The organism is Paenibacillus sp. TAF43_2, from assembly GCF_052113545.1.
In the GTDB taxonomy this organism is placed as follows: Bacteria; Bacillota; Bacilli; order Paenibacillales; family Paenibacillaceae; genus Pristimantibacillus.
The window spans coordinates 22,184-32,755 of the sequence record NZ_JBFRDK010000061.1; the positions used below are offsets into that span (position 1 = coordinate 22,184).

The following is a 10,572-nucleotide window of genomic DNA, read 5'->3' on the forward strand; positions in this document are numbered from 1 at the left end:
CACAAAATAGACCATCATCAAGAAACGTGGAGTTGGAAATCATATGAGAAAACTTATTATTTTGGGCGGAGGTTATGGCGGTCTTGCCATAGCTAACGAGCTCTTAGAAAAACAGTTGCCGATCGATGTTTCCATCGTACTGATTGACCGAATGCCTTTTCAAGGCTTAAAAACGGAATATTACGCGCTTGCAGCTGGAACCGTCTCAGACCTGGAGCTTCGCGTAAAGTTTCCGGTTGATCCAAGAATATCACTCGCTTACGGCGAGGTCACCGATGTGGATATGGAGCTGAAGCTTGTTCATATCGAAGGCCAAGAATCGATGGAATATGAATGGCTTGTTATCGGCCTAGGTTGTACGGACAAATATCATGGGATTGAAGGCGCTGAGCAGTATTCTACGAGCATTCAGACCTTCTCAGCCGCTAGACAAACCTACGCTCAGCTCAATGACGTTAAACCTTATGGCCAAGTGTCCATTGTAGGCGGCGGGCTAAGCGGTGTCGAGGTTGCAGCGGAACTGCGCGAGAGTCGTCCTGATCTTAACATTCGTATTTTGGATCGCGGGCCTAAGGTGCTTTCGGCTTTCCCGAGCAAGCTGCAATCCTTTGTAGCGGAATGGTTCGGAGAGCATCATGTTGAAATGCGCGGCCATGTCGGACYTACAAAAGTCGAAGGCGGCATTTTGCATGATGGCAATTCACCAACACCTATTTATACAGACGTAACGGTATGGACAGCAGGCATCCAGCCTGTACCGCTCGTGCAGCGAATGGAATTGCCGAAGGATAATCAAGGCAGACTTATCATTAATGAGTATCATCAATTGCCGGATCATACCGATGTATTTATCGTTGGTGACTGCGCAGCACTGCCGCTCTCGCCAAGCGGTCAAGCCGCAGGTGCCCAAGGCAAGCAAATTGCCGAGGTACTGCAGGCTATCTGGCATGATAAGACACCTCGTCTTGGCAAAATCAAGCTAAAAGGCGTTCTCGGTTCACTCGGCAAAAAAAGCGGCTTCGGCTTGATGGGCGGAACCGCGATTATGGGCCGTGTGCCACGCCTTGTTAAGAGTGGAGTGCTTTGGAGATCTAAACGTCACCTTGGCTAGTACAACGTATTACAAATCATCGAGCAGCTTATCCAGCGCATCTTGATCTGCCTTTTGCTGCTCAATAGCTTTCAAAATATTGTCGTGCAGCTCGTCTACTGAGTCTGCGGATACGATTGCACCCTCAACTAACGCAAATGGGTTTAAATAACATTCGCCGCAGTTGCCTAAGCAGCCATATTCGGTTACTTCGTATTCATCATTTTGCTCAAATAATTGCATTATACGATCAGTGCCGTGGTGCATATTACTGGCACAAAACTCAATCATTGTTTTAAACATGAGGCCTCACCTAACTTTACTAAGTTACTATCCATTTTCAATTGCTTCACTTTGTACTATAATAGGGGAGAAAGGAGATGATTGCAATGAGTGAACAAGTACAAGACACGATGTACGATGAAGTATTGGACGTACTCGATAAGCTTCGTCCGTTTTTGCAGCGCGACGGCGGCGATGTTGAACTAGTCGATGTTGAAGGCGGCATCATCAAGCTTCGCCTAATGGGTGCATGCGGAAGCTGCCCAAGCTCGACGATCACGCTTAAAGCGGGTATCGAACGCGCACTTCTTGAAGAAGTTGAAGGTGTAATCGAAGTCGTTCAAGTATTCTAAAAATATAAGAACGAATCATGATTGCTCTAGGCATGACAAATGATGAAGAGTCTTATCGACAGCATAGGAGCTAGCTCCGAAGCTTAACGATAAGACTCTTTTTTTAATCCTATAAGATCAGAACATCCCTTTAATATTGGCGACGATTGGATCAAAGCCGCCCGTGACATCAATTACATTGCCCGTTAAGAAATTCGATTGCCGGTCACATAGAAACAGCACCACGCGCGCTACATCCTCGCCAGTACCTGGACGACCGATCGGTGATTCTTTATCGTAGTCTTCCTCAACCTCGGCAATAGATCGTTCCTTGTTGACGCCCCGGATATCTCCAGGCCCAATTAAATTAACGGTAATGCCATGCGGTGCTTCTTCGACTGCTAACGACTTCGTAAACGAGACAAGTCCTGTCTTCGCTGCGGCATATACCGCTCGATGCGGCCAAGCCCGCGCTTCTCCTGCATGTCCGAAGCCAAAGTGAACGATACGTCCCCATTTGCGCTCTCGCATGCCAGGCAGCAGGCGATGATCCAGCAGCATAACGCCTAACAAATTGCCGTGGAGCAGTCTAATAATAGTCTCTTCATCATATTCGCTGAATAGACGCCGCTTGCGGACAAATGGGCCTGCGTTGTTGACCAATATATCAACGCCGCCAAACGAGCGCTCAGCCTCGTCAGCAAGCCGCTCAACGCCCTCAGTCGTAGCAATATCAGCTTGCACGGTAATTGCCTTTACACCAAGCTGCTCGATCTGTGCCTTTACCTGCTGTGCTTCCAGCTCGCTCTCGTAGTAGTTAATGACAACATTGCAGCCTTGCTCAGCAAGCTGGAGCGCCGTTCGTTTGCCGAGTCCCTTAGCGCTGCCTGTTACTAATGCTGTTTTCCCTTTGAGTCCCACGAGTTTTCCCCCCTCGGGATTATGGTTGCTTGTTTCGCATCAATCCGCATGCGTATTGATACGTGAGCAGCAGCGATTCCATCGCTAAATATAGACCCTGCGTCAAATCAGCGGATTGCTCCGCTACATTTTCCAGCTTGATCTCTTCACCGTACATACGGCTGCTTTGAATAAGATCATCCTGCATCTCCGAGTTCATAAAATGAATCTCGGTATTTCTGCGCTTGCGCATCCTTGTTGTTGATTCCTTGTATTTCTCCTTCACATCATTCAGCTTCCAAGTAAGCCCTGGATGAGCTTTCTTCTCCCGCATGTTGCGCAAAACGGTGAAATAGGAAAAATGCGGCTTGATCCGCTCCGTTCTCATATCGAGCAGCTCATTAAGGAACGTACCGAGCTTATCCAGCAAAGAAAATACACGGATAAAAGCGTTTTTATCAAAGTAGATATAACGATTATAATGGATACGTTCCTCATCTGTCATTTGTTTGAGAGAGGAGGAAGTAATTTTATGTTGAAAATGAAGGGCGACATAATGGCTTTGCTCTAGCTCGTCCAATGAAGAACGAAGTCCAAGCGTCCAAATCTCATATTTGCGAAGCTTTTGAACGTCAGCTCCGTTCTCAGCCATTTTTTTGGACAAAATGGAGATGAACTGATCCATGAAACGATACGTTTCTGCAAGGGTTCCTTCCGCTTTTCTTAAGGGTTCATCAAACAGGAAACGCAGCATCATCGAACAGTCCCTTCTACATTAACCTGATTACAGCTGATTTTTGTCATTTCAAATGCTTTTTCTATCCTTTGCGCCCTTCTCTGAGGCGCCATGAACGAATTAATATGTCCATTAATAATCCAAACAATCCAGTTACAATCAGATTGTGCAATAAATTGGTGAACAGAAACCACTCTGAGTTTGTAATCGTAGCTGTCAAAAGCGCGCCGCTGAAAATTTGAGTAATGACAAGTCCGAGCGTCCACGCAGCAGGCTTCGTTAATCCAGCTCCGCCATGGCTGACCTTACGAATATGGAGATACAATCCTGCAAGGCTGATACCAAGCAGCAAAGCAGCCACACGGTGGATAAATACAGCTCCTGTTGCTCCGCTAATCTCTGGAATCACTTCACCGTTACAGAGCGGCCAGCCCAGACATCCGCCGCCAGACTCCGTATGCCGAATGAATGCTCCCAAATATACAACAACGTAACAAAAGATAGCGGTAAGCAGGACGCGAGGGAAAATAGAACGCGGTACTTTAAAATCCACTGGCGGTCCGTCTTTCGCTCTGAACGTCCAAATGACTAACAGCAGTGTTGCTGCAAAAGCGATTAATGAAATACCAAAATGTATGGCCATAATAGGTGGCGATTGAGGCCACATGACGGCGGCCGCCCCCATTAACGCTTGGATGATTGTGAATAACAATGCACCGCCAGCATAAAAAAGTGGCTCTTTGTAGCTTTTTCGGTTTTGCCTAAATTTACGGAACATTGCAACGGCAGTAGCGAGGACAAGAAGACCTTCAAAACCTGTCACAAGCCGATGTGAATATTCAATCATGGATTCAATTGTATAAGCAGGAATAAATTTGCCATGACACAAAGGCCAGTCATCACCGCAGCCTCGTCCAGAATCCGTATTCGTCACTAATGCTCCGCCGAGCAGTACAAGAAGCATTCCGATGCACGCAGCGAGAGCTAACGCGCGAAAACGCCCGGTTACCATAATAAAATCACCTTATTTCATGTTTTAATAACAGTTCAATTATAGCCATAAAAAAAGGCAAAAGCCATGTTGAAAATGTGACACTTCAAGTAGAAGCACTGAAAAAAAGGAAAGCCCGCGCTGAGAGAATGAATTCTCTAAGGCGCGGACTAACGATTACTTATGAGCCAGCGCATCGCTGACTTGGATGGCACGATCGACGAATTCCTCGATTTCCTCGCGTGATTTGCGCAGCTTGCTAACGAATCTAACTAGCTCCTTGCTTTCACGGAAAGCGATAAAGCTCGGTATGCCCAGTATGTTCAGTTCGGAGCAAAGATCAGGTAGATCGTCGCGATCCAGCTCGATGAAAGTAGCCTTGCCCTCATAATGACGTTCTAAATCCGGCATAAACGGATCGATAAAATGGCAATCCTTGCACCAAGTCGTCTTAAATACTGCAATCGTGAGCCCTTCGCTTGCCACTGCTTCGCGGAAAGCCTCATCTGTCGTTAACTTTTTCATCTCGCACCTCTGCACATCGTTGTATTTAACATGATCTTATGTTGCTTAGACTTCCCGATCCAGCGTAAATATTCTCATGTCATCGCCCATGTCGACCCAGCCAATCTTTGCTTTTAATGCTGCAGCCAAATTACGCGCTGGAACATAAGTCGTACCGTTAATTACGGTTACCGGGAACGCCCATTTTACATTTTTACCGTTAACGACGACTGTATCGCTGCCATTTTTTAGAACAATGGTCGTATTTGTAGCTCCATCATTAACTTTTAAGCTTTTCGTTTTTGCGTCATACACCAGGGTAGCACCCAACTGCTCAACCGTATCACGGAGAGGAATAATTGTAATATTGTCGGCAGTCAAAATGACTGGATTATAATAATCAGAAGGATACCATGTGATGTGYTGCTTGCCGATATGCAATTTATTTTTCAATAAATCATAAGCAAATGATTTTTCATCAAATTGCTTCAATACCTGATAACCTTGCATGCCAAGAAGCTTATCTACAGAAATATCCGTCTTGGATGCTACAGGCGCATCTGCCTTTACAGCGCCGTTTACATTCCAAGTTTCGCTCTCAACCTTGATTGTCAGCCCTTTAACCGGCAAAATACCGTATTCTAGGTCCACAGTTGGAACATAAGAAAGCTCATACGCTTGCTTCCGAATATCTAGCTTATTATCGAAATAAACATCTGCTTTGATGGTTAAGTCCTTGCTGAAAATTTCATCTAATGTTTCATCCGGCTCTTCCTCAAGCAGCTTCAGCTCGCCCTGCAGCTCCGTTAAGAGAAGAGCGATAGCGTCCGTTGCTTCCTTGATCGCTTCCTTAGGATCCTCGGCATCTAATCCGCTGCCTTCAAATGGGTTAATCGTACCTGCAACTGCCCATACATTTGGATTGCTCTGAAGAATCTCAAATACCCCTGTTATCATCTTGTCTAAACCAACACGATCAGCAACAAGTGCATCAACATATTTTTTCACCCATGCCCAAATTTCAGGACCATCGAGGTCAACATGCACTTTCATCAATGAAGTCGGTGAACCATTAATGGATTCATTTACTGGCTTCACTTCAATTCGTTCTGGATTTGGCAGGTTATGTATAACATACGAGCCAATGGTATCCAGCATCTGGTGACCAAGCGCAGTTAGCGCCGCTTCATCAACTGCCGGAGCTTCAGCAGATGCTGCTCCCGCTGGCAAGCCCGTCAAATCTGATACCCCTGTCAAACCAAGCAAACCCTCGCTCGTCAGATCAAGCACAAAAGGATGCTTTGCTCCCTCAAGCTCCATCACAGCAAGTTTGTCAGACATTTTCAATGAAAATTTAATGCTTGCCGTTTCTCCAAAAACAAGGCTTCCATCCATGGAGATATTTGAGCTGTCCTGCGCTTTAACATGATCCAGTTGAAGCTTCATATTGGAAACCAGCTTCATAATGGCAAGTTCCTCTTCAGGAGCACCTTCATAGGCTTCCTCATCTAGCAAAAGCTTAAATTCTAGCGATTGCTTGCTTTCACTTGAAGTAACTTTAAGCGAGTTTTTGAGCGCCGTATTAAAATCAAGATTGGAAACCGCTTGACAACCGGCAACGAAAATAAGTGTTAAAGCTAATAAAAGAATCAATAGCTTGCTTGGTCTTGCAAAAAATGATTTCATCCACTCGTCTCCTTTGTTATCGAACATCAATAAGCAGGTTATTGTTATTCACAAACTCTACTCATTGTACAGGAGACTCTATTTGTTGTAAATGTATGGAAAGCACTAGTTTTGTCGAATTTTCAAGCCTTTTACAAGCAATCATTACGACTGTTTTGTTTGGATTTCCACTTGCTTTGTTTCACGATGCCAATTGATTTTCCAGTCATAATAATTTGCAATGTCTCGCAACGCAATCATTTGCACCTCAGTACCGGATTTCTCGGAGAAATGGATGTCAGGGACCTCTTTCTCGTCAATAAACAGTTTAGCAGAGCGACTGCCCATCAGCTTATGCATAAGCTCTTCTTCGGTTTCACCTGCTCTTGCCCCATTGATTCGGAAACCATTGTGATGCAACTTAGAGTTAATGCCTTCTTTCGTCGTAAACGTAATAGGTATACCTACCGCTTTTGTCAGCTCCAAAACAGCTTCATTATAAGCACCATATGGAAACGCAAGTGCACTCACCTTATTGCCGAGTTCACTCTTCAGCCGATCCTCAGCCCTAAGCAAATCTTTTTTCAACCGTTCAACGTACTCCGCCTTTGTTTCCATCTTTTTCTTTTGTTTATCATAATTAAGCTTGGACATGACAGGCGCTTCATTACCGTGTTCGTTCACAGCTCCATAACGATGCATATCAAAGGTGTGGCTCATAAAGCTCATTCCCGCTTGCTGCATTTCCCTCATCTGATCCCAAGTCAGCTTTGGCGTTCCCGGCTTCGAACGGTCATCGATCGACGAGACGATTACAAAGTTGACAGCAGGATAACCGTATTCCTTCAGAATCGGATAAGCAAGCCTATAAAAGCTTTCATAGCCGTCATCAAATGTAATCAACAGCGCGTTGTCCGGCACATGGCCTTTTCCTTGCATGAAGTTAATATATTGTTCAATAGTAATAACTTGAAAGCCGGTTTGCTTCACAAGCTGCATTTGTTTTTTAAACCGCTCCACAGCAATAATGCCATCAGACTGAGGTTTTATTGCGATATCATGATACATAAGAACGGCGACCTGCTCTGAATAATAAACACTCTTTTTACTGGAAGACATATTGAATAAATCAAACTGCTTGTCAAAAGCTTGCTCCAAATATTGCGCCGACACCATCAAGCGGTCGTTTTGAATCATAGCAGGCGCCTCGCCCTCTAGCTTTGTACCATTTACTATCAATTGAACGCTGTTTACCTTGTTCTCATTAGAACATCCTGCCAGCAGCCATCCAACCATCATAGCGACAGCAATGACGATTGCTAGCGCTGCTTTTTTCTTTTGATCCATTATGATTTCCCCCTCAACTACCCAACTAATGGATAGTGTAGAGGAGAAATCTTATCGACTGCGTTTATAGCCGCTTAACATATGCTTAAAGAAATCTTAAGTTTCAAGATGCGCCAGCGGGAAGCTCATCTCGAATATCGTTTCCTTAGTGGAACTGCTAACCGATATTCGTCCATTTTGCGCTTCGATAATACTTTTAGTAATCGCGAGTCCAAGGCCCGTTCCTCCAGACCCCGATTCAGAAGATCTTGATCGGTCAACACGGTAGAAGCGGTCGAAAATAAAAGGAACATCCTGTGCCGGAATCTGCTCGCCGTAATTAATAACTCGAATGACAGCTCGATCCTCTATATTCTCGATCTGCAAATCGATAATTTTGCCTGAGCTGCCATATTGAATGGCGTTCGTCATTAAATTATCGAAGGCGCGCGCCAGCATATTCCCGTCCGCCATAATGAACAATGTGTTTTCCTTTGTTTGAATATTGCAGGTCATCTTGACCTTCTCTAGGCTTGGAACGAACTCCTCCGTAAGCTGAAGTGCGAAGCCGACAATGTCTAGTTCATCAAGCTCGAGCGGCATGCCGTTGTTTAGCTTTGTGTATTCAAACAGATCATCGATCAATCGTTTCAGATGCTTCGATTTCTCATAGGCGATGTTAACGAAGTATCTGAGCTCTACCTCATCCTGATACCGATCCTGATCGATCAGCTCAAGGAATCCTAAAATGGACGTAAGCGGTGTGCGCAGATCATGAGATACACCCGTAATTAAATCATTTTTTGATTTCTCGGCATTTCGCTCATCCTGCAGCAGCTGATTGAATTGCTTCCCTAGTCCATTTATGCTGCTTGCAATTTCTCCAAGCTCATCCGACGCTTTGACAGGAATAACATAATCAAGCTCCCCAGCACCCAGCTGCTGCAGGCCAAATCGTATTTCCTTCAAATAGTTAATCATGTTCCTGCTTGTCCAGAAAAATAACGCTAGAAAAAGCAGACATCCAAAAATAGCAATGACAGGGGCAGAACCAATATTGTTTACGATCCAAATTAATGTACGATTATACGATGTGTATTGTATAAGAAAATAGGCAAGCAAATGCCCTGCAATGACGCAGCATAACATAAGACCTAAGCTTTGCAAGAAAGCAATGATAAAGGATAAGCGAATGGTACGGAAAAACTTATAGCCTTTCGGTTTATCACTCTCCCCACGCTGGTCAAGCTTCCTGTAGCAAATTACAAAGATCAATAAACCCGCAGCAGCTGCGATTGGCGTTGATCCGATGTTCTCAATTGCCCATTTGATTGTCTTGTCGTATGGGTTTATATCTAACATAAACCACAGCAGCAACCAGCCAATCACAGCAAACAGCACCGCTGCTCCTAAACTTGCTGCAGCTGCCTTTAAGTTGAATTTGTTCTTTTTCTTCATCATTTCAGCACCTTCATTTGCGAGGTTTGCATCTAAATAGGCAGGTGGAAGACGTGGTTCACACGATGCCTATAGCGCATCCATTTTATAGCCTATTCCCCAAACGGTTTTGATAAATCTCGGATTTTGGGCATCCTTCTCAATTTTCTCTCGAATTTTACGGATGTGAACCATAACGGTGTTTTTGGATTCCATAAAAGGCTCGTTCCAAGCGTTCTCATATATTTTGTCCATACTGAGGACAATACCGCGATTGACAGCCAGCAAATTAAGAATAGAAAATTCACGAGGCGTTAGTTTAATTTCCTGCCGATCAACGGTTACCGTGTGCGTAGCTGTATTTATAATAAGATCATCGATGATGATTTCATTGTCATTATGACTCGCTTTCGAATGAAATTGCTTCGCTCTGCGGATATGCGATTTGACACTGGCAAGCAGTACCAGCGGGCTGAATGGCTTCGTGACATATTCGTCCGCCCCGAGGCTAAGACCCGATATTTTATCAATATCCTGCGATTTGGCGGACAGCATAATAATCGGAATATGGTTTTGCTCCCGAATTTTCATGCATGCTTCAAGACCGTCCATAACAGGCATCATCACATCAAGTATAATAAGATCCACCTTATGCGTATTAAGCTTCTCCAGCGCTTCAAGCCCATTGGATGCCTTTAGCATCGTAAATCCTTCATTTTTAAAATAAATTTCCATTAGGCTTAATATTTCCTTCTCATCATCTACCATAAGTATCGTTTCTCTATTCATCTCTCTGTACTCCCTCCTGCGGTGTGCTACTCATTAAATATAACATGATCTGTATCCATCGGTTCATTTATATATGTTAAAGAGTGGCGCCGCAAATAAAAAAAGGAGCAGACTTCGCTTGAAGGCGTAAGCAAGCTCCCCTTTATGTTTGATTCCTTACTCCATTTTGGATGATGCTTCGCTGTTTTCACCTTTAACTGCGTCATTCGGCCGTTCAGCATCTTCTTTAGCAAGCATTTCTTGGCCTTTAACCTGCAATATACTAAGTGCCGCGTTTAAATCCTGTGTGTCTTCCTTCACCTTTTTAATCTCTTCCTTAACCGCCGTTGCGAATTCCCCATAGAAGGTGTCAGGCAGCTTGTCAAAATTTTTGTAGCCATTAAAAGCGCTTGGCTTTAGTTCATAGAATGCAGCATAATTATGCCCTTCAACATCCGTAATATATTTGGTGCGAACCGGCAAACCATTGTAGTTGTTCGACTTGGATTTTACTCTTGCATAATCATCGCTTGTCACATAC

11 protein-coding genes and 1 pseudogene are annotated in these 10,572 nt (G+C 44.4%); 2 read left to right on the forward strand and 10 right to left on the reverse strand.

Annotation, left to right across the window (positions count from 1 at the left end; genetic code table 11):
• Positions 1-43: 43 nt before the first annotated feature.
• A complete protein-coding gene (locus AB4Z17_RS15255; RefSeq protein ID WP_441960623.1) occupies positions 44-1,111 on the forward strand; it encodes an NAD(P)/FAD-dependent oxidoreductase in 1,068 nt (355 codons plus the stop codon).
• 9 nt (positions 1,112-1,120) lie between these two features.
• Here the strand turns inward: AB4Z17_RS15255 and AB4Z17_RS15260 are convergent, their stop codons facing one another.
• Positions 1,121-1,393, reverse strand: a complete 273-nt coding sequence (locus AB4Z17_RS15260) for a YuzB family protein (protein ID WP_076267525.1) — start codon at positions 1,391-1,393, stop codon at positions 1,121-1,123.
• 86 nt (positions 1,394-1,479) lie between these two features.
• Between AB4Z17_RS15260 and AB4Z17_RS15265 the strand changes: the two genes are divergently transcribed.
• Positions 1,480-1,725 (forward strand): NifU family protein, encoded by a 246-nt coding sequence (locus AB4Z17_RS15265; RefSeq protein ID WP_054026871.1) that lies wholly within the window; start codon positions 1,480-1,482, stop codon positions 1,723-1,725.
• 117 nt (positions 1,726-1,842) lie between these two features.
• Here AB4Z17_RS15265 and AB4Z17_RS15270 read toward each other — a convergent pair whose 3' ends face one another.
• The 9 genes and pseudogenes from AB4Z17_RS15270 to AB4Z17_RS15310 form a co-directional block, all read right to left on the reverse strand.
• The gene (locus tag AB4Z17_RS15270) at positions 1,843-2,625 is read right to left on the reverse strand and encodes an SDR family oxidoreductase (protein ID WP_076267524.1); all 783 of its coding nucleotides are present in this window, start codon (positions 2,623-2,625) and stop codon (positions 1,843-1,845) included.
• A gap of 19 nt (positions 2,626-2,644) precedes the next feature.
• Positions 2,645-3,361, reverse strand: coding sequence for a Cthe_2314 family HEPN domain-containing protein (locus AB4Z17_RS15275; RefSeq protein ID WP_339204464.1), 717 nt, complete (start codon positions 3,359-3,361; stop codon positions 2,645-2,647).
• A 61-nt stretch (positions 3,362-3,422) separates the two neighbouring features.
• Positions 3,423-4,352 (reverse strand): COX15/CtaA family protein, encoded by a 930-nt coding sequence (locus AB4Z17_RS15280; protein WP_441960625.1) that lies wholly within the window; start codon positions 4,350-4,352, stop codon positions 3,423-3,425.
• A gap of 156 nt (positions 4,353-4,508) precedes the next feature.
• Positions 4,509-4,856 (reverse strand): thioredoxin family protein, encoded by a 348-nt coding sequence (locus tag AB4Z17_RS15285; RefSeq protein WP_441908318.1) that lies wholly within the window; start codon positions 4,854-4,856, stop codon positions 4,509-4,511.
• Between the two features lie 45 nt (positions 4,857-4,901).
• Entirely contained in the window at positions 4,902-6,521 is a 1,620-nt protein-coding gene (locus tag AB4Z17_RS15290; RefSeq protein ID WP_441960627.1) for a copper amine oxidase N-terminal domain-containing protein, read from the reverse strand.
• Positions 6,522-6,665: 144 nt separating this feature from the next.
• Positions 6,666-7,847 (reverse strand): polysaccharide deacetylase family protein, encoded by a 1,182-nt coding sequence (locus tag AB4Z17_RS15295; protein WP_441960629.1) that lies wholly within the window; start codon positions 7,845-7,847, stop codon positions 6,666-6,668.
• Positions 7,848-7,943: 96 nt separating this feature from the next.
• Positions 7,944-9,287, reverse strand: coding sequence for a sensor histidine kinase (locus AB4Z17_RS15300; RefSeq protein WP_441960631.1), 1,344 nt, complete (start codon positions 9,285-9,287; stop codon positions 7,944-7,946).
• Positions 9,288-9,353: 66 nt separating this feature from the next.
• The gene (locus AB4Z17_RS15305) at positions 9,354-10,052 is read right to left on the reverse strand and encodes a response regulator transcription factor (RefSeq protein ID WP_076267519.1); all 699 of its coding nucleotides are present in this window, start codon (positions 10,050-10,052) and stop codon (positions 9,354-9,356) included.
• A 156-nt stretch (positions 10,053-10,208) separates the two neighbouring features.
• A pseudogene (locus AB4Z17_RS15310) lies at positions 10,209-10,572 on the reverse strand (ABC transporter substrate-binding protein); the annotation flags it as partial.